The organism is Serratia sp. LACPHL-BACT-2024-00286 (genome assembly GCF_043109535.1).
GTDB classification, from domain to species: Bacteria; Pseudomonadota; Gammaproteobacteria; order Enterobacterales; family Enterobacteriaceae; genus Serratia; species Serratia sarumanii.
Genome location: NZ_JBICNA010000007.1, coordinates 150,795 through 175,721, shown reverse-complemented (window position 1 = coordinate 175,721; position 24,927 = coordinate 150,795). Strand labels below are relative to the sequence as shown.

General features: G+C 56.6%; 27 protein-coding genes. 21 read left to right on the top strand and 6 right to left on the bottom strand.

All coding sequences use genetic code 11. The features are described from left to right. Positions 1-10 precede the first annotated feature (10 nt). Both ACF8MC_RS20555 and ACF8MC_RS20550 read left to right on the top strand, forming a co-directional pair. Positions 11-730, top strand: coding sequence for a M48 family metallopeptidase (locus tag ACF8MC_RS20555; protein WP_164105488.1), 720 nt, complete (start codon positions 11-13; stop codon positions 728-730). Positions 731-789: 59 nt separating this feature from the next. Further along, entirely contained in the window at positions 790-1,401 is a 612-nt protein-coding gene (locus tag ACF8MC_RS20550; RefSeq protein ID WP_353038712.1) for a hypothetical protein, read from the top strand. Between the two features lie 30 nt (positions 1,402-1,431). Here the strand turns inward: ACF8MC_RS20550 and ACF8MC_RS20545 are convergent, their stop codons facing one another. Next, positions 1,432-1,641 (bottom strand): AlpA family transcriptional regulator, encoded by a 210-nt coding sequence (locus ACF8MC_RS20545; protein ID WP_164105484.1) that lies wholly within the window; start codon positions 1,639-1,641, stop codon positions 1,432-1,434. 167 nt (positions 1,642-1,808) lie between these two features. Next, positions 1,809-2,441: an inovirus Gp2 family protein gene (locus tag ACF8MC_RS20540; RefSeq protein WP_239506368.1), complete on the bottom strand. Its 633-nt coding sequence runs from the start codon at positions 2,439-2,441 to the stop codon at positions 1,809-1,811. A 606-nt stretch (positions 2,442-3,047) separates the two neighbouring features. Here ACF8MC_RS20540 and ACF8MC_RS20535 point away from each other — a divergent pair. From ACF8MC_RS20535 to ACF8MC_RS20500, 8 genes are all read left to right on the top strand, one after another. After that, positions 3,048-3,854, top strand: coding sequence for a hypothetical protein (locus tag ACF8MC_RS20535; protein ID WP_164105482.1), 807 nt, complete (start codon positions 3,048-3,050; stop codon positions 3,852-3,854). A gap of 82 nt (positions 3,855-3,936) precedes the next feature. After that, positions 3,937-4,818, top strand: coding sequence for a GTPase family protein (locus tag ACF8MC_RS20530; protein WP_239506367.1), 882 nt, complete (start codon positions 3,937-3,939; stop codon positions 4,816-4,818). 247 nt (positions 4,819-5,065) lie between these two features. Further along, positions 5,066-5,620, top strand: coding sequence for a hypothetical protein (locus tag ACF8MC_RS20525; RefSeq protein WP_164105480.1), 555 nt, complete (start codon positions 5,066-5,068; stop codon positions 5,618-5,620). A 27-nt stretch (positions 5,621-5,647) separates the two neighbouring features. After that, a complete protein-coding gene (locus ACF8MC_RS20520) occupies positions 5,648-6,268 on the top strand; it encodes a hypothetical protein (RefSeq protein ID WP_164105479.1) in 621 nt (206 codons plus the stop codon). 182 nt (positions 6,269-6,450) lie between these two features. Further along, positions 6,451-6,930 carry a DNA repair protein RadC gene (gene radC, locus ACF8MC_RS20515; RefSeq protein ID WP_164105477.1) on the top strand — a complete coding sequence of 160 codons (480 nt, stop codon included), beginning with the start codon at positions 6,451-6,453 and terminating at the stop codon, positions 6,928-6,930. An 11-nt stretch (positions 6,931-6,941) separates the two neighbouring features. After that, complete coding sequence (locus ACF8MC_RS20510; protein ID WP_098929264.1) at positions 6,942-7,277, top strand: type IV toxin-antitoxin system YeeU family antitoxin; 336 nt, start codon at positions 6,942-6,944, stop codon at positions 7,275-7,277. Between the two features lie 63 nt (positions 7,278-7,340). Continuing rightward, positions 7,341-7,709, top strand: coding sequence for a TA system toxin CbtA family protein (locus ACF8MC_RS20505; protein ID WP_098929262.1), 369 nt, complete (start codon positions 7,341-7,343; stop codon positions 7,707-7,709). A 224-nt stretch (positions 7,710-7,933) separates the two neighbouring features. Then, a complete protein-coding gene (locus ACF8MC_RS20500) occupies positions 7,934-8,788 on the top strand; it encodes a DUF4942 domain-containing protein (RefSeq protein ID WP_164105475.1) in 855 nt (284 codons plus the stop codon). A gap of 346 nt (positions 8,789-9,134) precedes the next feature. Here the strand turns inward: ACF8MC_RS20500 and ACF8MC_RS20495 are convergent, their stop codons facing one another. Both ACF8MC_RS20495 and ACF8MC_RS20490 read right to left on the bottom strand, forming a co-directional pair. Continuing rightward, on the bottom strand, positions 9,135-9,473 hold the full coding sequence (locus ACF8MC_RS20495) for a colicin E1 family microcin immunity protein (RefSeq protein WP_050438982.1): 339 nt from the start codon (positions 9,471-9,473) through the stop codon (positions 9,135-9,137). A gap of 199 nt (positions 9,474-9,672) precedes the next feature. Further along, the gene (locus ACF8MC_RS20490; RefSeq protein WP_161726097.1) at positions 9,673-10,575 is read right to left on the bottom strand and encodes a LysR family transcriptional regulator; all 903 of its coding nucleotides are present in this window, start codon (positions 10,573-10,575) and stop codon (positions 9,673-9,675) included. 140 nt (positions 10,576-10,715) lie between these two features. Between ACF8MC_RS20490 and ACF8MC_RS20485 the strand changes: the two genes are divergently transcribed. The 8 genes from ACF8MC_RS20485 to ACF8MC_RS20450 all read left to right on the top strand — a co-directional run bounded on the left by ACF8MC_RS20485 (position 10,716) and on the right by ACF8MC_RS20450 (position 18,666). Beyond that, positions 10,716-12,251 (top strand): MFS transporter, encoded by a 1,536-nt coding sequence (locus ACF8MC_RS20485; RefSeq protein WP_164105473.1) that lies wholly within the window; start codon positions 10,716-10,718, stop codon positions 12,249-12,251. A gap of 41 nt (positions 12,252-12,292) precedes the next feature. Continuing rightward, entirely contained in the window at positions 12,293-13,336 is a 1,044-nt protein-coding gene (locus tag ACF8MC_RS20480) for an HlyD family secretion protein (protein WP_164105470.1), read from the top strand. Continuing rightward, entirely contained in the window at positions 13,333-14,778 is a 1,446-nt protein-coding gene (locus ACF8MC_RS20475; protein ID WP_164105469.1) for an efflux transporter outer membrane subunit, read from the top strand. Before ACF8MC_RS20480 ends, ACF8MC_RS20475 begins: the two co-directional genes overlap by 4 nt. After that, the gene (locus tag ACF8MC_RS20470; RefSeq protein WP_033636595.1) at positions 14,759-15,532 is read left to right on the top strand and encodes a siderophore-interacting protein; all 774 of its coding nucleotides are present in this window, start codon (positions 14,759-14,761) and stop codon (positions 15,530-15,532) included. Before ACF8MC_RS20475 ends, ACF8MC_RS20470 begins: the two co-directional genes overlap by 20 nt. 21 nt (positions 15,533-15,553) lie before the next feature. Further along, entirely contained in the window at positions 15,554-15,997 is a 444-nt protein-coding gene (locus tag ACF8MC_RS20465; protein WP_033636596.1) for a universal stress protein, read from the top strand. Between the two features lie 71 nt (positions 15,998-16,068). Further along, the gene (locus ACF8MC_RS20460; protein WP_060423458.1) at positions 16,069-16,581 is read left to right on the top strand and encodes a DUF962 domain-containing protein; all 513 of its coding nucleotides are present in this window, start codon (positions 16,069-16,071) and stop codon (positions 16,579-16,581) included. A gap of 19 nt (positions 16,582-16,600) precedes the next feature. Then, entirely contained in the window at positions 16,601-17,326 is a 726-nt protein-coding gene (locus ACF8MC_RS20455) for a nucleotidyltransferase domain-containing protein (protein ID WP_230199964.1), read from the top strand. 173 nt (positions 17,327-17,499) lie between these two features. Next, a complete protein-coding gene (locus tag ACF8MC_RS20450; protein ID WP_164105467.1) occupies positions 17,500-18,666 on the top strand; it encodes an MFS transporter in 1,167 nt (388 codons plus the stop codon). A gap of 32 nt (positions 18,667-18,698) precedes the next feature. On the opposite strand, the gene ACF8MC_RS20445 is transcribed toward ACF8MC_RS20450, so the two are convergent. After that, positions 18,699-19,448, bottom strand: coding sequence for an NAD(P)-dependent oxidoreductase (locus ACF8MC_RS20445; RefSeq protein WP_164105527.1), 750 nt, complete (start codon positions 19,446-19,448; stop codon positions 18,699-18,701). Between the two features lie 93 nt (positions 19,449-19,541). Next, the gene (locus ACF8MC_RS20440) at positions 19,542-20,405 is read right to left on the bottom strand and encodes a LysR family transcriptional regulator (protein WP_033636600.1); all 864 of its coding nucleotides are present in this window, start codon (positions 20,403-20,405) and stop codon (positions 19,542-19,544) included. A gap of 114 nt (positions 20,406-20,519) precedes the next feature. Here ACF8MC_RS20440 and ACF8MC_RS20435 point away from each other — a divergent pair, with 114 nt between their 5' ends. The 3 genes from ACF8MC_RS20435 (at position 20,520) to ACF8MC_RS20425 (ending at position 24,816) form a co-directional block, all read left to right on the top strand. Beyond that, positions 20,520-21,278, top strand: coding sequence for an SDR family NAD(P)-dependent oxidoreductase (locus ACF8MC_RS20435; protein ID WP_060423449.1), 759 nt, complete (start codon positions 20,520-20,522; stop codon positions 21,276-21,278). 257 nt (positions 21,279-21,535) lie between these two features. Next, complete coding sequence (gene bglF / locus ACF8MC_RS20430) at positions 21,536-23,398, top strand: PTS beta-glucoside transporter subunit IIABC (protein ID WP_041037253.1); 1,863 nt, start codon at positions 21,536-21,538, stop codon at positions 23,396-23,398. A gap of 14 nt (positions 23,399-23,412) precedes the next feature. Next, positions 23,413-24,816 carry a glycoside hydrolase family 1 protein gene (locus tag ACF8MC_RS20425; protein ID WP_033636603.1) on the top strand — a complete coding sequence of 468 codons (1,404 nt, stop codon included), beginning with the start codon at positions 23,413-23,415 and terminating at the stop codon, positions 24,814-24,816. Positions 24,817-24,927 lie beyond the last annotated feature (111 nt).

The window sequence follows — 24,927 nt, the reverse complement described above, 5'->3', positions numbered from 1 at the left end:
AACGCAGGCTATGAGCTTTATCTACGGAGACGAGTGGATCAACTTTGACCGTGAGCCTCGTCCCTATGCAACAAGCCGCGTGTTGATTAAGGTGCATCCTGATTGCCGGGTGGTGGTCTCTGCACCTGAAGAGGCTGATGATCTGGCCGTCCTGACGGCAGTGAAAAAGCGAGGACGCTGGATTTACCAGCAGCTTCGCGATTTCCGCAAACAGCTTGAGTACATTACGCCACGTAAGTATATCAGCGGTGAGAGCCATTATTATCTTGGCAAACAATACTTGCTGAAGGTGATTGAAGAACCTGCAGGGTTACAACGCGTAAAAATGTTGCGTGGAAAGCTGGAGGTTACCTTGCGTCAGAAGAGCTCTGAAAAGGTCCGGCAGCTTCTTGTCGATTGGTATAAGACTCGTGCCAAGGATGTTTTCGCCAAACGGCTCGAAGCCATGCTCGAGCAGGCTCTGTGGGTCAATGTTCCGCCCCCATTGCGCATTCTCACCATGCAAACGCAGTGGGGGAGCTGTTCCCCTAACGGTCGGCTCACCCTTAACCTAAACCTGGTCAAAGCCCCCCGGGAATGCATCGACTATGTGATTTTGCATGAGCTCTGCCATCTGGCCGAGCACAACCATAGTGAACGCTTCTATCGGCTTATGGGGCAGGTTATGCCTGATTGGGAGAAGACTAAGAAGCGTTTGGATGGAATGGCTGGAGTGATAATGGTAGGTTAAGAATATGGATGTGATACTGCTTTTTTGGGGGCTATCCCGCTTACATTAAGGTGAAGAAAATGGAAAAAATTGTCTGTGGGTTGTGCAATGCGGAGGTCGGGTTAAATATGTTATCTAACCATAAGCATGGTTGGAAGTTGGTACCTAAGGCCACAGTGGAAGCACCATCAGTTACCCCAGAAGTCTGCAAATGCCCAATATGTAATGTTTCTCTTAAAGACGCCCGACGATTAAAAAAACATCTCGACAAGGCTCATGCCAAAGCAGGCATTTCTTCCCGACCCCTCCATCACACCGCTAAAAAACAAAGTGTATCCACGATTTCTTACCATTGGGCGCTCACTAAGAAATTGGATAAAAAATATACCAGCGTGGTAGATAAATTTGTAGCCGAAAAAACGTTGTTAGAAATTGAAAAGGAAATAACGCTTATAGTGAATAGCTATGATGCTGCAGATTTGTCGCGGCAGAGTTTGATGTCAGGTCGACTGATTATACTTTCGCATGCTAAGAAAAGAATTGAAGCAAAAAACAAGGCGAGTAAAAACAAGAAAGTACCTGCTAAGCGTTCAAAAAAAGGACCTGTTCGTTCTGGGGACATCATGGACCAATACATTGGTGGCAGGCGAATCGTTGTTTCCGGTGGTTTACCTTCTTTAGGAAAAAGGTGAAGGGGCCTAACGTGAATGAAAAACAGGGTGTTATCGACGAGAAAGGTCTATTCGATGCTGCACCCACGCTTCTACCTCACTCTGTAGCCAACGGGAGCTGCGCCCCAGTTTGATAGGTTTTGGGAATTCACCCTGCTGGATCAGTTTGTAAAACCACTTGTCACTTAAGGCAGTGAACTGCGTGATAAACGCCATATCGACAAGCTGATCATTCAGAAGGGATGATGAGTTGGTGTTCATGATTAAATCTCCTTTAAATTAGTTGGTTAAAGGAGGAATGCCGTTTTGGTTTTCTACTTGGCTTCCCTCAAGGGATGGGCTGCCGAGTAAGAAATAAATAATTCGTAGTTGGGGGTATGGCGCAAGTTCCCCCGGATGATGGGAGGGTATTGTCCTTACCCTGGTTTCTACGTTGGTATGTGCTTGTTCGTTTGCTTCCCCATCAGAACGCCAGAGTTCACCGAACATCCAAAGGAGCGTGCTTGATTGCTGTATTGCTTGGTCCGGTCTTTTGCCATGTAGTTGATACGATCCAAAAGAGCTTGGTAGTCATGTGTTTTCGTCAGGGCATTTCTATTGATGTGATAGCAGGGGTTCTTGGGAAAATAGACAAGAGAACGGTACTTTTCTTTATCAACACCAAGCGCACTACACCATGCCTGGACAATGAGGTCTGCAAGGTTACCTTCTGTTATATAGTTCCCCAGTATCCAGTAAGCATCCTTATTGAACATTAGGAGAACGTGGTAGTGGACTTTGTTTCCTATTTGGTTACTTTCCTTAACCCATATGTAATGAACTTCAGAGTCGTGTGCCTTGGGATTGGTTTTTTTACTTCTTTTCCTATCTGCTTTTACTTTAGCTTTAACAGCATCTGTAAAACGTGATATGACATTTTTGTCATTACGAGATGCTTCATTAGGCAAGTGCAGGTCAATACGTGCAGCTAAGGTTCTAGGGTGTTTAGCTAAAGCGAGACTTATGACTTGCTCAAACCTATTTAGGTAGTGATTGTTATGTGATGTTGTGCTTGCTTTCATAATGTATGCCCTCAGGGTTTAATTGTCTTCATCTCATCCCATACCCCGTATTTAATTATTAAAATCACCTTTCATATCTTCAATTTTATTTGTATATAATTAATCTACTTTGTTCTGTATATATATTAAACAATCCGAGATTTTATTTTAGTTTGCACTAAGCAAATTTCATGGCGATTTTCAGACTGGGCGAGGTGTCAGACTACGATTCTATTGATTACTTTTTGGATAATTTACTCTGGAGTTATGCTTTTTTAAAACGCTATATTTACATGCTTGTTTGCAGGGAGGCTGTTGCGCAGGGCAACCTGTTCTGGTTGGCACATTTGCTATCTCTTCCTCGAGTGGCATGGGAGAGACTGGACCAGTGCCGGCAACGCCACCGCTGTTTTGTAGGGAGGGTGTTCATGGATCAATCAATGGGATGCGCAGTATTTTTTTACATACCCCTATGTATTGGCGTACACAAAGCGCTTTACTTGCTCCCAAAGAGATCCTTTGAAAATCTTGATCTTTTGTTTCTATTTAAAATAATTGCATGATATATATGGTTTTGTTGTAAAGTAAGTTACTTTTTAAAGTCAAGGCTGTGGGGGAAAGCAAGAGATGGCAAGCAAGTACAAGATAACGACCTATCTTTCCGATAAGGCGCTCTATGAACGGGTCATTAACTCAGCCAAGAAAGCAGGGATGACGCAGTCAAAATACGTCGAGTCGCTTCTCATGCAAGAAAGTCCGCATGCTAGCGATGTGCGAAAAGTCAGGCCTGAGATAGAGATTTATGATCACTATTATCCCAGACAAGATATTTTCCCTTCTCATGGGGCACTCGTTCTTGACGAGGCATTGGCTTCTACGCCTAGTGAGAGGAAGTTGTTTTATTCTGAACAGATAACCCAAGCGGCCAACGCAGGGATTCTTGCTGATTTTTATAAGGAGGTGTATGGGGAAAATGTTCATAAGGTGGATCATGACAGTGCGATTTTTGTGTTTCTCAGACTACAGTTTTCCGGGAGTCTAAAGAAGAACTCAAATGTTTCAAGTGTGGAGTTTAAATATCGCGTTATGTATCAGCCTATGATAATTACTTCTACAGAGTGGAATAAATATAGTGGGTATTATGATTTCTTCAATATTAGATATTTGAGGCAGTCAGATCTTATTAATAAAGGGTGGCGCAGGAATTTCTCAAGTAAGTACTCCGGAGTTGTACCTGTTTTTGAGAGGAGAAGGGAACACAGGGATAATAGTGGTTTCTTTATTCCGGTTTTTAAGGAGCCTAAGTTTTTTTCAGATAGAGTGAGCGAGGTAAAAAACACTTTCATTGGAGATAACGGTTTTTTCTGTGGAGTTAAAAACATTAATAACAAAGAAAGATTTAATTTAAAAGGGCGGTGGCTGTTAAATATCTAGATTTTTCTGGTTTTTTATTTGGATAATTTCTTAGTTAAATATCATTGAAGTGGTATTTAACTTAATTATCTTAGGTAACGCAATGAATAAAAAACAGAAAAGTTATGAGCCTCTGTCTTCTTTGTTACAGACTCTTCCCCGAGAAATATCTCAAAGAGTGTTTCATCGACTCGATGAAGTGATCGCCTATGAACCGACAATCGGACTGATGGGCAAAACTGGCGCAGGGAAATCCAGCCTGTGCAATACGCTTTTTACGTCTCCTCCTGCCAACGTGGATGCGGTGAAGGGGGGTACCCGTTTTGCTCAACAGTACAAAACCTCTGGTGGTCTGAATGCTCTCAACATTATTGATTTCCCAGGGATCGGTGAAACACCCACGCTTGATAAGATGTATGCCCATTTGTACCAACACTGGCTGAATAAACTGGACCTGATTGTCTGGGTACTCAAAGCCGACGACCGCGCCTGGAATGATGATATCCGGTGTTACAGACAGTTGGTTTCTCAGGGGGCAGATCCCGCCCGGTGTCTGTTCGTCCTCAACCAGGCCGATAAAATTGAGCCTTGCCGGGAATGGGATATTGCAACTCGCCAACCTTCTCTGCGGCAACAGCAGAACCTTCAGGAGAAAGTGACCCAGGTGAATACCGTATTTTCTCCCGTACATCCTGTCTTGGCGGTTTCCGCCTCTGAAGGTTTCAATATTCCTGGGTGGGTCGAAACCCTTATCACCGTTTTACCCGACAAAGCCAGCAGTGCGGTTGCCCGTCAGCTTGAGCCTGAGTATCGGACAGAGAAGGTGACCACCACGGCGCAGGAGGGCTTTGGCCGCGTTGTAGGTGACATCTTTGACGCAAGCGTGGAATCCCTACTGGAGTCACATACATTAAGAACGTGGTTAAAACAGGTGCGCTCTCGATTGCTCTCTTTGGCCAAATTGCTCTGGCATCGCTTCTTTTAACGTATGCCGAGAAACCTGCCTTGTGTTCGATCTGTTTCGCCGATCGAATATAGATTCATTATAGTTTCTGGCTATTAAATCGCAATTAATGATCGTTTATATCGATAGATTTCAACGATCGGTTTCGGTTTATTGATCTTCACTAACGATTATCCCTCCTCTTTACATCCCGATACGATCCCCTCGCTGGGGAGGTCGTTTAATCCCACTGTTTTCTAATTAATTATTAATAAAGGAATATTTCTCTATGTTGAAACCTTATCCGTTTCTTAAGCAAGACACCTATGCCTGGTGTTTATCCATTGGCCTTCCTGTTATCTGGGGTCTCTCCGCTATCTTCCTCCCACAGAAAGTTGCGCTGGGTCTTTATATGCTTTTCTCCCTGGTCTGGGTGCTACTCGACCGATTGAGCCTGATGAAACAGGAGAAAACGGCCCCTTCACTGGGGTGGTTCTTGCTGCCGATGGTTTACCTGCGGCAACGTGACGAGCGTCAGGGGAAACCCTGGCGCTTGTTACAGGTATGGCTGATTTGCACCGTGTTATCAGCCGTGGCCGGTAATCATTTTAAAGCGCAATCGGGTACCGAACGGCTGGCGCAAAGCGCTTGCCCGGTGGTCACTAAAATCCTGCAGCGTCAGGGCATAGAGGAGCACTGTATCCGTATCACAGATATCAAGGAGGAGGTGGCAGGGCGTTTTTATCAGGCTCAGGCTTTGCTGAATACCGGCTCAAAAGAGCCGCTGACGATAGAAGTGCGCTCAGGCGGGAATATTTATGTCACGCTAACGGATCCGGAATAAGTGATTTTTATCAAGGAGATGATGAACATGAAAAAAACGATAATGATGTTTACCCTGTTGGTCAGCGCTCTGTTGAGCCAGGCCGCATGCGCAGCAGCTTATGATCCCAAGCCGATAGAATATCGGAATGTGGTGGCTGACAGCGTACAGGTTGAGCATGACCGTATTATGGATGGCGTTGATGAATTTATCATCACGGGGAAGAAGGGAAGGGTTACTGAGAAATTCAGGCTCACCTGCAACGCCGATGAAGCACGTCTGGGCATCATGTATTACCTGAAAGATATCTATGGCGATAAGGCCGAGGGGGCAACGGGAATGACTCTGCAGTATTACCCGGCCGGGGCCCATCAAATGAACATCAGTATCGATCATCCCGATACGTTGATGGACAGCCTTCTGACGGCTAATTTGGCACAGGCGGTTTCTGCCATGCAGAAGCGTAAGGAAGGGACCTTTGTTTTTCACTTCTACCACAACGACAGCAGCTTCGATCATGTCCCACTGGCTTACAGCTTCCAATACCCGGCGACAATGCTGGCCCCAGCCCTCGGGAGGGCATTGGTTAATGCCAGAACGACATCATGCGACATCAAATCAGGCAATAGCCAGCTATCACCACTCAAGCGTCTTGTTGATCATCTCTAGCTGATTGATTACCGCTATCAGTTTGTTACTGACTTAGAGCCCTGTCGCCGATCGCGACGGGGTTTTTGGTTTTTAGGCGCTGAGATGACCTATTTCAAGCCGTCTCCTGCGCTACCGCTCAATGAACCCTGAATGCAGTGACATCATGCCTATGAACGACTGAAAACAATGGGAACAACCTCATGAACTTAACCTTATCCCCGGCAGTCACTGAACTGCCATTAAGTACACAACGTACTATCAAACGCGCCCTGTTATTGCTGGAGGCCCATTTGCGTGAGCCGGGAGCCTCATTCACTTCACCTGGTACCGTCAGCGATTGGCTTCGATTGCGAATGGCTAGGCTGGAGCGTGAAGTATTTATGGTGCTCTGGCTTGACAATCAACACCGGCTATTGGCCCACGAAACGTTGTTCACCGGCAGTATCAACAGCACCGAAGTCCACCCCCGCGAAATCGTGAAAGCGGCACTGAAGCACAATGCTGCTGCGGTACTTCTCGCGCATTGCCATCCTTCCGGCCACGCTGAGCCCAGTGTTGCCGATCGGCAAATCACCGGCAGGATTAAAGATGTGCTGGCACTGGTTGAGGTCAGGGTACTGGATCACTGTATTGTCGGCGGCATGTCGGTGTATTCATTTGCTGAACATGGCTTGTTATAGGGGGCGATACGATGCCATCAATCATTGCCCCGGCCTGGGGACTCAAACGCAACGTCACTCCGCAGTTTGGCGCCCGCCTGGTACAAGAAGGCGGGCGACTGCACTTCCTGGCTGACCGTGCCGATATCAGCGGTACCTTCAGCGACGAGCAGCTGCGTGATGTAGATAACGCCTTTCCGCAGTTCATCAACCATTTGGAACTGATGCTGCTTTCTGGTGAGCTCAATCCCCGTTATCAGCATTGCGTCACGTTGTATCGCAATGGCTTGACCTGTGAGGCCGATAGCCTGGGATCACACGGTTATGTGTATCTCGCCATTTATCCTACGCCTTCATCAACGGCATAAATCTTCGTTTTTTATCTCTATCACTTTCCCTTTTTTCATCTGACTAACAACGAGATAACCCACATGCAAATCTTACCTGTCACTCCGAAACAGGCGGCTTACGCTTGCCCATCACCCGTTATTGTCTGGCAATCCATGCTCACGTATCTGCTGGAACAGCATTACGGATTGGCGCTTAACGATACCGAGTTCAGTGATGACACCGTGATCCACGAACATATTGATGCCGGTATTTCCCTGGCTGATGCGTTGAATTTCACAGTGGAAAAGTTTGGCCTGGTTCGCACCGATCGCCGGGGGTTTTCCTATAGGGAACAATCCCCCTTTATCACGGCTATCGATATTCTCCGTGCCCGTCGAGCTACCGGCCTGATGACCCGTATGGGTTACCAGGCCATCACCTCAGTTATCCGGGGAGAAAAGCAGGCATGAACCTGTCCAGATTGCTGTTGGCATGCTGATTGCCCGCCCACCCAGCTTGGCAGATTTTTTTTTGGGCAAGCTCGCATTCGATAGGCAATAAAGCTATTAGCCATCTAGGTTTTGCGAAACGCTTTCCACACTATCTTTCCTGAGGTTTATCCCCTTTTTATCTGTTGCATAATACGTCTAACCGATTTGGTAGGCGTGTTTGCTTTTATGTAAGGATTACGATGATGCAAACTGAAACCGAAGTAATAGTTGAACATAGCGAGGTGATTTGCTCGACCAGCGTAGCGCGAATCGTTGCTGGCCGCGATAGCGCTCTGAAACAGATAGAACAGCTGATCCATCAGCTTAGTGACATTTCTTCACTCACTTCTTCAATTGGTGGGGGGACTGCTGGCGAGTGGGCGATGAGACAGGGAAGCCGCTATGACTGCTGGTTAATGGAAGTGCCAGACAAAGCTATAAAGTTGATCACCCGAAATATCGATCGCAGTATCTGGCGTGATCTGATGATGAAATCTGGCATGCTAGCTCTCATGGATGCTGAAGCTCGCGAGCAGTGGTATAAAAATTTGGAAGAAGGCGACCTACCAGCCATCAATGAAGACAATATCCTCAGCACTTTTAAACAGCTACATCTGAATAAACAGGATGTATTTGAGCGCGGTGTTATCAATGTTTTCAGGGGACTATCATGGGAATATAAAACAAACAGTCCCTGTATGTTCGGCAAAAAAATCATTGTTAACAATCTGGTAACGCATAACCGTTGGGGCTTCAGCTTAAGTTGGGGCTGCCGGCGGGACCAGTTAGTTGATTTGGAGCGAATGTTGTATCTGTTGGATGGTAAGCCCGTTCCTGACAATCGTGGGGATATCTCTGTGCGGTTAATGGAGTATATCCGGGATAACCCTCGTCTGCAGAGCTACGAGGATGAGCTGTTTGGTATCCGCTATTTTCAGAAAGGTACCGCGCATGTGATTTTCAAACGCTTGGATCTGGTGGAGAAAATGAACGATATCGTGGCGAAGCACTATCCAGGGATGTTAGCTCGAGAAGAGTGTGTCCTCTATTCATTTTGAGCAATAAGTGAGCCTGTTTACCGGATCAAAAATGGAGTAAAATCTGCAAGATCCATGAGTCATTTATTGCCTGTTTTTCATACAAAAATAAGCAAGCAAAAGCATTTGGGGGTGCTTATGGGGGTTAATTAATTATCCATTTCAAATAACTCCTTTTATATCATATTAATAAGTCTCTTATGCGACTCCTGTGATCGCCAATCAATATCTCCCAATCTCCCCTGTGATTGTCGGCTCCGGTAGGGGTAATTTACTCCTCTCATTTTGTGATAGTGCGGCTTGCGTGGGTAGAAGAAACGTTCATGAAGAAGGACTACGAGGCGGTAAGCCTTGACGTAAAAACCGCTTACGCGGCCTTTTTATTTCTGAGGAACAGGGCAAGCAGATACAGGGCGCCCAGCGGCACGGCCATGACATAACAGAATGCATAATACAGGATCAGCACGCCATTTTTGCCTATGGTATCGGCGAACAGTCCGCGGTGCCAAAATTCTTCACTCGTGAACCGCAGGGCGGCCGTTTCAATGCCTTTTTTAGCACAGGGATACAGTAAAAAGCTCAGGATGGAGAGGATCAACGAAAGTGCGATATTCACCATGTCCTGGAAAGAATAGATGTAATAAAGCGCGGTAAAAAAATAGGCCGCTCCCCACACCTGACTTTTCCAATAATACGCTTTGGTCATTTGTGCCTCCCTGGGCATGAGTTCCTTTCTGTTTCGTGCTTGGCGAAATGGAATACCGATGCCATTGCCCGCGTCGCGCGGTTTACCCAAGACGTCTGAGTATGCGCAGGGCTTCGGCAAAATGCCATGTTACCGGCTTATCTGGCAGGCGTATTTGGGTTCTGCCGCGAGCGTCTTCTCTCCCCAACACCTAACCCCTTCACTCCCTTTGCAAAAAGAACTGCTTGATGGTCTGCCGCAGCCAGCGGTGCGCCGGATCGCGATCGAGGCGCGGATGCCAGGCCTGCACGATGAACACCGATTCCAGCTCGAGCGGCAGCTCGATCTCCGCCAACGGCAGGTGGATGTTGCTTACTCCCTGCAGCACGTGGCGCGGTAGCGGCAGGATAAAGTCTGATTTCATGGTTAGCATCATCGCCGAATGGAAGCCCGGCAGGGTCAGGGCGACGTTGCGCTGCAGGCCAAGATCGCGCAGCGCGTCGTCGATCGGCCCCTGGGTGCGCCCGCGGCGGGAGACGCTGATATGCGGGTAATGGGTCAGGGTTTCGGGCGTTACCCGGCCGATGATCGGGTGCCCCAGCCGCACCAACGCCTGAAAGGTGCTGGTGAACAGGCTCTGCGTCTTGATTTCCGGGTGCCAGTCGCGTGAGGAACCGATCACCAGATCCACCTTGCCGCTGCGCAGCGCGTCATCCTCGCCGTCGCTTTCGGCGATAAACTTCAGGCCGCTCAGCGGCGCCATGTCCCGCAGCGTCTCCAGCAAGCCGCCTGCCAGCGCGCCGATAAAAATGTCGTTGGCGCGAATGGTGAAGGTTCTGGTCAGCTTGCCGGGCTCGAAGGATTCATTCGGCGCGATCAGCGCGGCGGCCTGCTCGATGATCTCGCCGAGCTGGCGTTTCAACTCCAGCGCACGCGGCGTCGGCACCAGATGCTTACCGGCTCTGACCATGATAGGGTCGTCGAACTGCCGGCGGATGCGCCCCAGAATGCGGCTCATCGCCGGCGCGCTCAGATTCATCTTTTCGGCGGCGCCGCTCACGCTCCCTTCTTCCAGCAGCAGATTCAGCGCATAGATCAGGTTGAAATCAATTTTTTGCGGCATGGCCTCTCCGGTAATGGTGCGCTCTATGGATTGCGTTTTGTGCAACTAGTTAATTACATCATTTCATTTTAAACAATCGAAGTAAGCCCGGATACTGCCCACGACAACAAAGATTGAGGCTGAAACAGCAGGAGTGGGGAATGGTTGAGGTGTCTGTTACGCCGCACCACAAAAATCGATGGCTCGCCAGCGCCGGCGAAATCAACGGCCGCACCTGGCTGGGGTTGTTCGGCGTGTTTTTGGCGGTGATGGCCAGCGGCGTGGGGGAAAACGCCGGCAAGTTCGCGCTGGCGGATATACAGGGCGGCATGCTGCTGAGCTTCGATGCCGGCAGCTGGCTGACCACCTGTTATGTCACCGGCTTTGTGATCGGTTCCGGGTTCACGCCCTGTTTTTGGCCGACCTTTTCGCTGCGCCGGGTGGCGTTGACGATGTGCGGCATTTACCTGGCCGGTGGACTGCTGACGCCCTGGTTGGGAGAACAGTATGGCGCGCTGCTGGCGGTGCGCAGCCTGCAGGGCTTCGCCGGCGGCGCGTTGCCACCGATGCTGATGACGGTGGTGCTGCGTTTTATGCCGCCGCTGATCAAGGTGCTGGGGCTGGGCGCCTATGGCTGGGTCTCCGCCTGGAGCGCCACGCTGGGCGCCACTGCCGCCGCCTTTGCCTTTCACTGGGGCTGGAGCGGGTACTTCTATTGGAACCTGCCGCTGATGGCGATCGCCGCCGTGTGTATCGGCTACGGTCTGCCGCAGGATCCGTTGCGGCTGGAGCGCCTGCGGCAGTTCAACTGGCGCGGCCTGCTGCTCGGCGGCATGGCACTCGGCATGCTGACGATGGGCATCTCACAGGGGGAGCGCCTCGACTGGCTGAACTCGCCGCTGATCTACGTTTTATTGTTGGGCGGCATCGGGCTATTGGCATTATTTCTGATTAACGAATGGTATCACCCGCTGCCCTTTTTCAATTTGCAGCTATTAAGCAAAAGGAATTTGTCTTTCTCCTTAATTACGCTGGGTGGCGTGCTGTTAATTATGGTGTCGCTGGTCAATATTACGTCGGGATATTTAGCCGCGATTCAGGGCTATCGGCAGGAACAAACCTCCGACTTAATGCTGTGGGTGGCGTTGCCGCAATTAATTACGCTGCCGATTGTCGCCATTATTTGCAATACGCCGCGGGTGGATTGCCGCTGGGTGCTGGCGATCAGCCTGCTGTTGATGGCCACCGCCTGCGTGCTGGCCGCCCAGCTGACGCCGGAATGGAACGGCGACACGTTTCGCGTTATCGCGCTGTTGCAGGCGGTCGCTCAACCGATGGCGATCATCCCCCTGCTGATGCAGGCGACCGGCGGGCTGTTGCCGACCGACGGGCCGTTTGCGGCGGCCTGGTTCAACGCGGTGAAGGGTTTCGCCGCCACCGCGGCCGGCGGCGCCATCGCGCTGCTCAGTCGGCAGCGCGGGGACTATCACGCCGGCACGATCGCCGACGGTTTTGGCTCGGCCTACAGCCGCGCATCGGGGTCGGCGGAGCAGTTGGCGCAGCTTGCCGCTCGGCAGGGCCACGTGCTGGCCAGCGCCGATCTTTATCTGTTGGTTGCCGGCCTGGCGTTATTATTGACCGCGCTGATTTTATTTATGCCGACCCGTATTTATCCGCCGCGTTCGGTCGCCGCCTGACATTTTATCATCAGAAATAAATATTAAGTGGAGTCACTTTTATGGCTAACAAGAAAGTCGCCGTCGCCGTATTGGCGGTTACCGTTATTACGCTGGGGTTATTAATCAATAAATTCTTTATTAAAGAAACACAGCAGAATACCAACGACGCCTATATTCGCGCCGATATCTCGCGTATTTCTCCGCAGATTGCCGGTGAAATTGCGCAGGTGTTGGTCAGGGACAACCAGTGGGTCAAACAGGGTGAATTGCTGGCGGTGATCGACCCGCGTGAATTCAACGTCGCGCTGGCGCAGGCGACGGCGCAGGAGCAATCCGCCCGCGCCCGGCAGGACGACGCCAGGGCCAATCTGACCCGGCAAAGCGCGCTGATCGCCGCCGCGCAGGCGGAGCGGCAGGCGGCGCAGGCGGAGCTGGCGTTTGCGCGCCAGGAGCAGAACCGCTACCAGAGAATGGCCAGCAGCGGCGCGGGCTCCCAGCAGGCGGCGCAGCAGGCGACAACGCGGGTGCACACGCTTTCCGCCAATGTGGCGCAGGCGGAGGCGACGCTCAAAGCGGCGCGAAACATGGAGCAGGTGCTGCAAGCCAAGCTGGCGGACAGCGATGCCGAGCTGATGCTGGCGCAGGCCAAGAAAGCGATGGCCGAGCTGAACCTGTCTTACACCCGTATCACCGCGCCGATCGGCGGCGTGGTCGGCAAGAAAAGCCTGCGGGTCGGGGAGTTCGTCAAACCGGGCGATGCGCTGCTGGCCATCGTGCCGCAGGACAAGCTGTACATCATCGCCAACTACCAGGAAACCCAGCTGGAAAACATTGCGCACGGGCAGTCGGTGGACATCCATATCGATACCTTTCCCGGCCAAACGCTGAAAGGGCTGGTGGACAGCATTGCGCCGGCTTCCGGCGTCAGCTTCGCGGCCGTGGCGCCGGAGAACGCCACCGGCAACTTCACCAAGATCGTTCAGCGCATCCCGGTGAAGATCGTGTTTGATAGCAACAAGGAGCACGCCGCCTTGCTGAGCGCCCTGCGCGTCGGGATGTCCGCGGACGTCAGCATCAATACGCTGGACGGAGGCGTGCAATGAACAGGGCCGTGATCCCGCTGCTGTTGATTGCGCTGAGCGGCTGCCGGGCGGTAGGGCCGGACTACGCTCGGCCGCAGAACGCGCTGCCCAATAACTGGGGCGAGCAGGCCGGCGGCGGGGCGCTGCCGGTGGCCTGGTGGTCGATATTCAACGACGCGCCGCTGTCGCAACTGGTGCAGCGCGCGGCGGCCGGCAACCTGGATCTGCAGCTCGCCACGGCGCGCATGCAGCAAAGCCGCGCCCTGCTGGGCGTGACCGAGGCGGCGCTGATGCCGGATCTGAGCCTGGACGGCGCCTATCAGCGCCAGCGCGCCACCTCGGTGGGCAGCATGGATCCGTCCGGCAACGGCGGAGAGGCGGATTATAACCTCTGGCGCGGCGGATTCAGCGCCAGCTGGGAGCTGGACATGTGGGGCAAGCTGCGTCGCGCGTCGGAAAGCGCGCGCGCCGGCTTCGCCGCTTCGCAGGAGAATCGGCGCGCGCTGCTGACGTCGGTGACGGCGGAGGTGGCGAGCGATTATCTGCGCCTGCGCGCCACGCAGCAGCAGCTGACGGTGGCGCAGGAAAACCGCGCCACGGCGCTGCGCACGCTGCAGCTGACGCAAAGCCGTTATCAAAGCGGTGCGGGCAACGAACTGGATATCGATCAGGCACAGGTGCAGTTGGCGCAGGTGGATGCCCTGCTGCCGACGCTGGTCGATCGGCAGGAACGCTTGATCAACGCCATCAGCCTGCTGTTGGGCGAGCGGCCTGGCGCGCTGGAAGCGATGTTGTCGCCGACGGGGCCGCTGCCGACGCTGGCGCGCGCGGTGCCGATGGGCGTGCCGTCGGATCTGGCGCTGCGCAGGCCGGATATTCGCGAAGCGGCGGCGCGTTTGCATCAGGCGACCGCCGAGATCGGCGTCGCCACCGCCGACTACTATCCGCGCATCACGCTGACCGGCAACGCGGGCTATCAGGCGCTGGCGCTGGCGGATATGGGCAGTTGGTCCACGCATACCTTCGCCATCGGCCCCACCCTGTATCTGCCGCTGTTCGACGGGGGGAAAATCACCCAGCGGGTACGCCTGAGCGAATACCGGCAGCAGGAAATGGCCATCGCCTACCAGCAAACGGTGCTGCGCGCCTGGCACGAGATCGACGACGCGCTTTCCGGCTATCGCGCCCAGCAGCGCCGCCAGACGCACCTGGCCGAGGCGCTGGCCGCCAACCGGCACGCGTTTGCGCTGGCGCGCGACAGCTATCTGAACGGCGCCAGCGATTTTATCCATGTTCTGAGCACGCAGCGTGCGCTGCTGGATCTGCAGTCCGCGCAAATTGTTTCTCAGGAGGAGACGGCGATCGCCGTGGTGAATATCTATCGAGCGCTGGGCGGTGGCTGGGAACACACCTATCCGCCGGCGGCGCCACAGGAGAAGGCTGATGCACAACACGCTGAATAAAATTGTCGACGAGATGCTGGAAAGGGACACCCGCCGCAAACGCGAGGCCCGGGTGAGCGCCGTGCGGCAAGTCACCGCCCGGATCCGCCGCATCACGTTGAGCGGCGACGATGTGGATAAGTTTATCGCCGATCCGCGCGCGCAGGAACCGGCCAGCTGGGTCAAGGTGTTCTTCCCGTGGCGCGACACGCTGGCCGGACGGGCTTACACCCTGAGCGGCATCGACAAACTCGCCCGCACCTTCGATATCGACATGGTGCTGCACGGCGAAGGCCCGGCGTCGAACTGGGCGCGCGACGCGATGCCGGGCGACAAGCTGGGGTTCGCCGGCCCTTGCTCCGGCGGCTTTCGTCTGTTGCCGCAAACCCGCTGGCTGCTGTTGCTGGGCGATGAGACCGCGCTGCCCGCCATGCGCACCATCCTCGCCTCGCTGTCTGCCCCGTTGCCGGTGCTGTGGTTCGCCGAAGTGGGCGATGCGCAGGAGATTCAGGACGTCGATTGCTCCTTTTTGCAGGTGAACAGCTGGCAAATCCGCACCCGACATTTCGACAGCGTGATGAACAGCCCGCTGGTGCAGGCCGTCAGCCATTGCGAGCTGCCGCCCGGCGAAGGGCAGGTGTGGCTGGCCTGCGAACACCAGGTCGCCGCCTATCTGAAGGCGCGCTTTATCAACGAAATGGGCATTTCCCGCGCTGCGCTGTTTGCCAAGGGTTATTGGAAAAAGGGCGAAGCCAACTTCAAGGGTGCGATTTAACTCGGGCGAATGAGGGTTGTTATGATTGAGAGAGTGTTATTGGCGGTGGACTGTTTTGAACACAGCGGCAATGCCCTGGATTTTATGGCGCGTCTGCAAGGCAGCATCGGCGGCGTGATCGTACTGACGGTGGTAGACAATGCCTTCACGCTCAGCCGCAGCGGCCTGCGTTTCGACAGCGACGAGCGCGAGGAATATCCCGCCGCCCAGCGCGAAGAGGCGCTGGCGGAAAAGCAGGTCGGACAGGTGACGCGGGCGCTGAAACAGATGGGCTTCAACGCCCAGGGGCTGCTGGCCGCCGGGGCGCCCATCGAGGTGATCCCGGAACAAATGGCGCTGTTTAACTGCGATTTGCTGATCATCTCGCACCGCCACCTGTCTTCGTTGGGGCGCTGGCTGAACGCCTCCGTCACGCGCGGCCTGCTGGATGAGATTGGCCAACCGGTCTTGGTGATCCCGCGCTAAGCTATGGGTAAGGGCAGCCGCATGCGGCGGCGCGCGTTCGGCGACGAAGGCCGTACATACCGGAGGTCAACATGCGAAGTCTGGAAGATCAACTTGCCGCTTATGCCGCCTATCACCGCGATGCGCGCAATATCGCCACGCATTTCATCGGCATTCCGCTGATCGTCGTCAGCCTGCTGGCGCTGCTCTCCCGGCCGGCGTGGGGCGCGGGAGGGCTGCCGTTTTCGCCGGCCTGCGCGGTGGTGCTCGTCGCGGCCTTCTATTACCTGCGGCTAAATCTGCGCCTTGGCGCCATGATGCTGGCGTTGTTGCTGGTGTGCCTCGTGTTCGGCGCCTGGGTGGCGTCGCTGTCGACGGCGGCGTGGCTGAGCGTCGGCATCGGCGGCTTCGTCATCGGCTGGCTGTTTCAGTTTGTCGGGCATTTCTGGGAGGGGAGAAAACCGGCGTTTATGGACGACGTGACGGGCCTGATCATCGGCCCGCTGTTCGTACTGGCGGAAGCCTGCTTCCTGGCCGGCGGGCTGCGCGAACTGCAGCGGAACATCGAAATGCGATCGGGCAAAGTGCGCAGTGGGAGGGCATGAGGTGGGCTTGATTCCTACAGTGACAGCGTTTCCGCTGCAGCAGGCTTTTATCCCGCTGCTGGAGGCGCTGACGACAGGGCTACCGCGCCAATTCCCGACGCTCATCCACAGCATTTACCTCTACGGCAGCGTCGCGCGCGGCGAAGCCATTCCCGGCGTGTCCGATCTGGACATCACGCTGTTGCTCACCAAGCCGGCCGATAGCGAGGCGTTGCAGCGCCTTGAGGCGTGGCGGCAGGCTTTTCAGCTGGAGCAGCGGATCGTGAGCAAGGTCGACTTTGACATCGGCAGCGTCGAGGAGGCGTTGAACCCCGAGCATTGCCATTCCTGGGGATTTTGGCTGAAGCATCACTGCCGCTGCCTGTGGGGCGAAGACGTGTCCGCCGCTTTTCCGCTGTTTCGGCCCGATCGGCGCATCGCGCTGGCGGTCAATGCCGATTTACGGCCCGTGTTGGTGCGTTATCGGGAGCAGCTACTGCTGCAGGCAAGCCCGGTGCCGGATGAGAAGCGCTTAAAGCGCGAAGCGGCCAGAAAGCTGATCCGCGCCACCAACATGCTGCGCGCCGAGGGCAGCGCATTCTGGCCGACAACGTTAACCGACTATGCCGAACAGCTGCTGGCGCGCTATCCGGCACAGCAGGCTGACATGACGTACTTGCTGGCTCATGCGGTTGGCGAGGCGAACGACGCTGCCTTTGCCGACCGGATGATGGATTTTCTTGCGTGGATGGAAGGGCAGCGGTAGGGCGGCTGCCATGCGTGATCACACCGGATGACGGATGCCCCACCCGCCGCACTTTTAACAAATTTGCAAAAGTCTTTTAGCCTCCCGCCTGCTTATCTTTGTTGTGATCAATGTCATACTTTCGGCATCTTAACTGTTCCCGCGCTTCGGCAGCGGTAAACCGGAGTTGTTGCATGAAAGTGAATTATCCCTTGTTAGCGCTGGCGGTGGGGGCGTTCGGCATCGGCACCACCGAATTCTCTCCCATGGGCTTGCTGCCGACCATCGCCAAAGGGGTGGACGTCTCCATTCCGATGGCCGGCATGTTGATCAGCGCCTACGCCGTCGGCGTGATGGTCGGCGCGCCGCTGATGACGCTGCTGCTGTCGCACCGGGCGCGCAGAAGCGCGCTGATTTTCCTGATGGCGATCTTTACCCTGGGCAACGTGCTGTCGGCCATCGCGCCGGATTACACCACCCTGATGCTGTCGCGCATCATCACCAGCCTGAACCACGGCGCCTTCTTTGGCCTCGGATCGGTGGTGGCCGCCAGCGTGGTGCCGAAAGAGAAACAGGCCAGCGCCGTGGCGACCATGTTTATGGGGCTGACCATCGCCAATATCGGCGGGGTGCCCGCCGCGACCTGGCTGGGTGAAACCATCGGCTGGCGCATGTCGTTCTTGGCGACGGCCGGGCTGGGCGTGATCGCCATGCTGGGGCTGTGGCTCTCGTTGCCGAAAGGCAGCGCCGGCGCGCGCCCTGACGTGAAACGCGAGCTGTCGGTGCTGGTGCGGCCGCAGGTGCTGACCGCGCTGCTGACGACCGTGCTGGGGGCGGGCGCGATGTTCACGCTCTATACCTACATCTCGCCGGTATTGCAGCACATCACCGAGGCGACGCCGCTGTTCGTGACGGTGATGCTGGTGTTGATCGGCGTCGGTTTCTCCATCGGCAACTACCTCGGCGGCAAGTTCGCCGACCGTTCCGAGAGCGCGACGCTGAAGGGCTTCCTGCTGCTGTTGGTGGCCATCATGCTGCTGATCCCGCTGCTGGCGCGCAGTGACATCGGCGCGGCGGTGAGCATGGTGATTTGGGGCGCGGCGACCTTTGCCGTGGTGCCGCCGCTGCAGATGCGCGTGATGCGCGTGGCCAGCGACGCGCCGGGGCTGTCGTCTTCGGTCAACATCGGCGCTTTCAACCTGGGCAACGCGCTGGGCGCCGCCGCCGGTGGCGCGGTGGTCTCCGCCGGTTTGGGCTACAGCTTCGTGCCGGTGATGGGGGCGATTATCGCCGGATTGGCGCTGCTGCTGGTGTTGTTCACCAGCCGCGCCGCCGCAAAAGTCGTTTACGCCAACGGCTAAATACGCAGATGCGGCGGGCCTGCTCGCCGCACCTACTCAAAGCCGAGCAGGCTGAACGCATCGTCCTGCGGGGCGTAACCCAGCAGGCGACGGGTCTCTTCCAGCGATAAACGCGTGTAGCGGTTATTGGAAACCCCGTGCACCACCGCATATTGCACCCCTTCGACGCGAATGCAGCGCTCCAGCAGATCGGCGGCGTCGCGATGGCTGAGGAACGCGCTCATGTCGCGAGCGCTGAGCCGATCGCCCGGGCTGAGGGTGGTGAAGTTGGCGATGCGCACCGACAGGGCGGAAAGCCCTTCCTGATGGGCGAAGTAGGCGGCGATGCCTTCGCCGAAGGCTTTGCTGGCGCCGTACAGGTTCTTCGGCTTCGGCGCGTCGTCCGGGCGGATTTGGTAATCGAGCGGATAGCCTTCCACCGCCTGCGCGCTGCTGGCGAACACCACCCGGCGGCAGCCGGCGTCTTTCGCCGCGCGGAAGATATTGAAGGTGCCGAGAATGTTGTTGTCCATCAACGAACCGCAGAAGTCGGCATCGGGGGAGGGATCGGCCGCCAAATGCAACACGGTGTCGATATTGGCGCAGGCCGCGCGGCAGGCATCGAGATCGGCGATGTCGAAGCTGATGACTTCGTCGCCCGGCTGCCGATCGCTCAGCAGGCTGATGTCTCGTTCCGCCAGGCGCAGCGCGTAGCGATCGCCCATCGCCAGACGAAACGCCGTGGCTACCCGGCCGCCGGCGCCGGTGATCAGAATCCGTCCTACATCAGTACGCAACACCATGATGACTGCCATCCCTACTCTCGATTACGCGTTGACCAGTAATAATCCCCCGCGTGACTTTTGTCCAGTATTTATATTAGTCATGCTGATGCTTTATGCCGGTAATGGGCACGTTTTGCCGAGCGTTTCGACCAGGAAATTCATCACCGCGCGCACGGCAGCGGTGCGCGCTAAATCGGGATACGTCACCAGCCAAAGCTCGCGCGTTGGCGCGGCATTGGCCGTGGGCAACGGGACCAGATCCGGATCGCCATCGGCGACGAACGTCGGCAAAACGGCGGCACCCAGCCCTGAACGCGCCGCTTGTTGCAGTGAAAACAGATCGCTGGCCTGAAAGACCACCGGCCGCCCCTGTAACAGCTGTTGCAGCCATTGCTGATGTGGCTGCTGTTGGTAGTGATGGTCATAGGCGAGAAAGCGGCGCGCCGCGTCGGGCAGTGCGGCGTGCTCCGGTGCGGCATACAGCGCGTAGCGCATCATGCCGATGCGCTGCGTCAGCAGCTCTGGCTGCTGCGGGCGCACCATGCGCACGGCGATGTCGGCTTCGCCGCGATCCAGCTCGGCGAGCGCCGATTCACCCGACAGCGTGACGACGATCTGTGGAAAAGCCTGGTTAAATGCGGCAATGCGCGGCGCGAGAATATGTGCGGCGATCGACGGCGGCGCACTAATGCGCACGCCGGCCTGGGGCGTTGCGCCGGCGCTGCGCGCATGGCGGGCAATAGCCTGGCTTTGCGCCTCGATCTCCGCCGCCAGCCCGGCAATCGCCTGTCCGTCCTGGGTCAACGGCGTGCTGCGCGGCAGCCGTACGATCAAACGCAGGCCGAGCGCCTGTTCCAGCGCCGCTACGCGTCGCCCGACGGTGGCGTGATCGCAACCCAGCTCCCGCGCTGCCGCCGACAACGAACCGGTGCGCGCCAGCGCCACGAAGTGTTTTAAATCCTGCCAGTCAAACATCGGTGAATTCCTGCACATTGATGATGCGGTTTTCGGGAATATTCACACGAATAACGGCGTGATTCAATGTGTGAACGTTTCCTCTTAAATTGAATTATTCAATTAAGGTTTCTTATGAATCTGCAATTACAGCAACGCACGGCATTGGTCACGGGTGCCAGCGAAGGGATCGGTGCCGGCATGGTCAGGGTATTGGCCGCTCAAGGGGTCAAGGTAGTGGCCACCGCACGACGCGGTGACCGGCTGCAGGCCTTGGCGGATGAGGTGGAACGGCAAGGGGCGGCGCGTCCGCAGGCGATCGTTGCCGATGTGACCGAGCCTGAGGCTCTCGCCCGTTTGGCGGCGCAGGCGCTGCGCCAGGTGGGGACAGTCGATATTCTGATCAACGCGGTCGGCGCGTTTCACCCCACGACGTTGAACGACAGCGATCGCAGCTGGGATGACGCTTTCGCTTTGAACTTCACGCCGGCCCGTAGATTGACTCAGGCGCTGTTGCCGGCCATGCAGGCGCAAGGCTGGGGCCGGATTATCAATATCAGCGGCTCGATGGAGCCGCGCAGCCTGAGCGCCGCCAGCGCCGCCAAGGGCGCATTGCATCTGTGGGCCAAAGGATTGGCCGGCGACGTGGCTGCGCAGGGGATTACCGTCAATACGCTGCAACCCGGGCGTATCAACAGTGAACAGATCCGCGAGCGCTTATACGCTTGTGATAAAGCGCGCCAGGCGTTCATTGCGCAACATATCCCGATCGGCTACTTCGGCGAACCGGAAGACATGGCGTATCTGGCGGCGTTTCTTTGCTCCCCGCTCGCGCGATATATCACCGGCGCGGTGATCCCGGTAGATGGCGGCATGCATTATTTCGCGCATTGAGGCCGTTTTGCTTCCGCGATCACAGTTCGGCAATTTGCCGGTGCAAAGCCTTGCGCCGGCAAAATCCGCGGTGTTAACGTCATAACTCAACCGATTTAGGGTTGTTACTGCTACGGCAGGCAAAACCTAAACCTCGCGTTTCTGTTCCCCGATGGGGCAGAGGCCGCGAGGTTTAGGTTTTTTTTTGCGCCGAATTCCGCCTCAGCGCCAGGCCAGTGCGGGGGGAGCGGCAGAACGCGAAGTCTAAGGATAACCGTATGAAATATGACACATTAGCCAGTGAGATTTTGGCCGGCGTCGGTGGCCGCGACAATGTGAAAAGCCTGGTGCACTGCGCCACCCGCCTGCGTTTCAAGCTGCGCGATGACAATCGCGCCAACGCGGCAGCGCTGAAGAAAAATCCTGGGGTCATTATGGTGGTGGAGAGCGGCGGCCAGTTCCAGGTGGTGGTGGGCAACCACGTGGCGGAGGTGTTCGACGCGGTCAACCGGGTTGGCGGATTGGCCGACGGCGCGCCGAGCGACGACGCGGGCGGCAAAAAAGACAACCTGCTCAGCCGCTTTATCGATCTGGTGTCCGGCATTTTCACCCCGCTGCTCGGGGTGATGGCCGCTTCGGGGATCCTGAAAGGCTTCCTGGCGCTGAGCCTGGCCTGCGGCTGGCTGCTGGAGAGCGGCGGCACCTTCAAAATGCTGTTCGCCGCCAGCGATTCGCTGTTCTACTTCTTCCCGATCATGCTCGGCTACACCGCCGGGAAAAAATTCGGCGGCAACCCGTTTGTCACCATGGCGATCGGCGGCGCGTTGACGCATCCGCTGATGATGGCGGCGTTCGAAGCGGCGCAGCAGCCGGGGGCGGTGCGCGAGTATTTCTTCGGCATTCCGCTCACCTTCATCAACTACAGCTCGTCGGTGATCCCGATCATCTTCGCGGCCTGGGTATCTTGCCGCCTGGAGCCGCTGTTTAACCGGGTGATCCACAGCGCGCTGCGCAATTTCATCACGCCGCTGCTGTGCCTGGCGATCACCGTGCCGTTGACCTTCCTGCTGATCGGCCCGGCGGCGACCTGGCTCAGCCACCTGCTGGCCAACGGCTATCAGAGCATTTACGCCTTTAACCCGATCGTTGCCGGCGCCTTTATGGGGGCGATGTGGCAGGTGTGCGTGATCTTCGGCCTGCATTGGGGACTGGTGCCGTTGATGATCAATAACCTGAGCGTGCTGGGGCGCGACACCATGGTGCCGCTGCTGTTGCCGGCGGTGATGGGGCAGGTCGGCGCCACGCTGGGCGTGATGCTGCGCACCCGCGATGCCAAACTGCGGGCGCTGTCCGCTTCTGCCATCGGCGCCGGGATTTTCGGCATCACCGAACCGGCGGTGTACGGCGTCACGCTGCCGAACAAACGCCCGTTCATCTTCGGCTGCATCGGCGGCGCGCTGGGCGGTGCGGTGATCGGCTACTTCCAGACCTCGGTCTACTCGTTCGGCCTGGTGAGCGTATTCACCTTCGCGCAGATCATCCCCGGCGGCGGCATCGACGCCACGGTATGGGGCGCGATCGGCGGCACCCTGCTGTCGTTCGTGTTCGCCGCGCTGGCCAGCTACCTGTTCGGCGTCGCGCCGGCGGAAGAGACGGCGCAGCCTGAAGCTGCCGCGCCGCTTAACCGCAAACAGGCCATCCTCAGCCCGATCGCCGGCGACATCGTGCCGCTGGATCAGGTGAACGACGCGACCTTCGCCAGCGGCCTGCTGGGGAAAGGGGTGGCGATCGCGCCGCAGCAGGGGCGCGTGGTGGCGCCGGTGAGCGGCAGCGTGGCGTCGCTGTTCAAAACCAAACACGCCATCGGCATCGAATCGGACGACGGCGCGGAGATTCTCATCCACGTCGGCATCGATACCGTGAAGCTGGACGGGGCGCATTTCACCGCCCACGTGCGGGAAGGCGAGCGGGTCGCCCCGGGCGATCTGCTGATCGAGTTCGACCAGGCGGCGATCCATGCCGCCGGCTATGACACCACCACGCCGATCATCATCAGCAACAGCGATGACTACGTGGACGTGTTGACCAGCGGCCTGTCTCCGGTGCAGGAACAGGCGCCGCTGCTGACTTTATTACGTTAATTGAGGAGCAAGCGATGAACGGCAAGTTTCCGCAACATTTTCTGTGGGGCGGCGCGGTAGCGGCGAACCAGGTAGAAGGCGCGTATCAGGCCGACGGCAAGGGGCTGTCGACCTCCGATCTGCAGCCGCAGGGCATCTTCGGCGCCATCACGCCGCGCACGGCGGGCGACAGCGGCATCAAGGACGTGGCGATCGATTTCTATCATCGTTACCCGGAGGATATCGCGCTGTTCGCCGAAATGGGCTTCAAGTGCCTGCGCACCTCGATCGCCTGGACGCGTATTTTCCCGCAGGGCGACGAAGAGACGCCGAACGAAGCCGGGCTGGCGTTCTACGATCGGCTGTTCGACGAGATGGCGAAGTACGGCATTCAGCCGCTGATCACGCTGTCGCACTATGAGATGCCTTACGGCCTGGTGAAGAACTACGGCGGCTGGGGCGATCGGCGCACCATCGATTTCTTCGAACGCTATGCGCGCACCGTGTTCGAACGCTACAAGCACAAGGTCAAACACTGGCTGACCTTCAACGAGATCAACATGTCGCTGCACGCGCCTTTCACCGGCGTCGGCCTGCCGCAGGAGAGCGACAAGAGCGCCATCTATCAGGCGATCCACCATCAGCTGGTGGCCAGCGCCAAAGCGGTGAAAGCCTGCCACGAGATCGTGCCGGAGGGCAAAATCGGCAACATGCTGCTGGGCGGCATTCTGTATCCGCTGAGCTGCAAGCCGGAAGATCTGCTGGAAACCCAGCGGCAAAACCGCGACTGGCTGTTCTTCGGCGACGTGCAGGCGCGCGGCTATTACCCGGCCTATATGCAGCGCTTCTTCCGTGAAAACGGCATTCAGGTGGCGATCACCGAGGAAGATCGGCAAACGCTGCGCGAAACCATCGACTTCATCTCGTTCAGCTACTACATGAGCGGCTGCGTCACCGCCGATCCGGAGCAGTACGAGACGGCGCGCGGCAACATTCTCGATATGGTGCCGAACCCGCATCTGGCCAGCTCGGAGTGGGGGTGGCAAATCGACCCGATCGGGCTGCGCTACCTGCTCAACGTGCTGTACGACCGCTATCAGAAGCCGCTGTTCATCGTCGAGAACGGGCTGGGCGCCAAAGACCGCGTCGAAGCCGACGGCAGCATCCACGACGACTACCGCATCAACTACCTCAATGACCATCTGGTGCAGGTGGCGGAAGCGATCGACGACGGCGTCGAGGTGATGGGCTACACCAGCTGGGGGCCGATCGATCTGGTCAGCGCCTCGAAGGCCGAAATGTCGAAGCGCTACGGCTTCATTCACGTCGACAGGGACGATGCCGGCAACGGCAGCCTCGCGCGCCGCCGCAAGAAGAGTTTCTTCTGGTATCGCGATGTGATCCACAGCAACGGCGCCAGCCTGAAAGACCGACGCTAACCTCTAAGCCCGGCGGCAAGCGCCGGGCGTTAACCTAACGTTATTCGCTGCTGTTCATGATGGGAAATTCTCTCCCAGGGAATGCTGTTGCCCGCAGTCAGCCGTTATGCG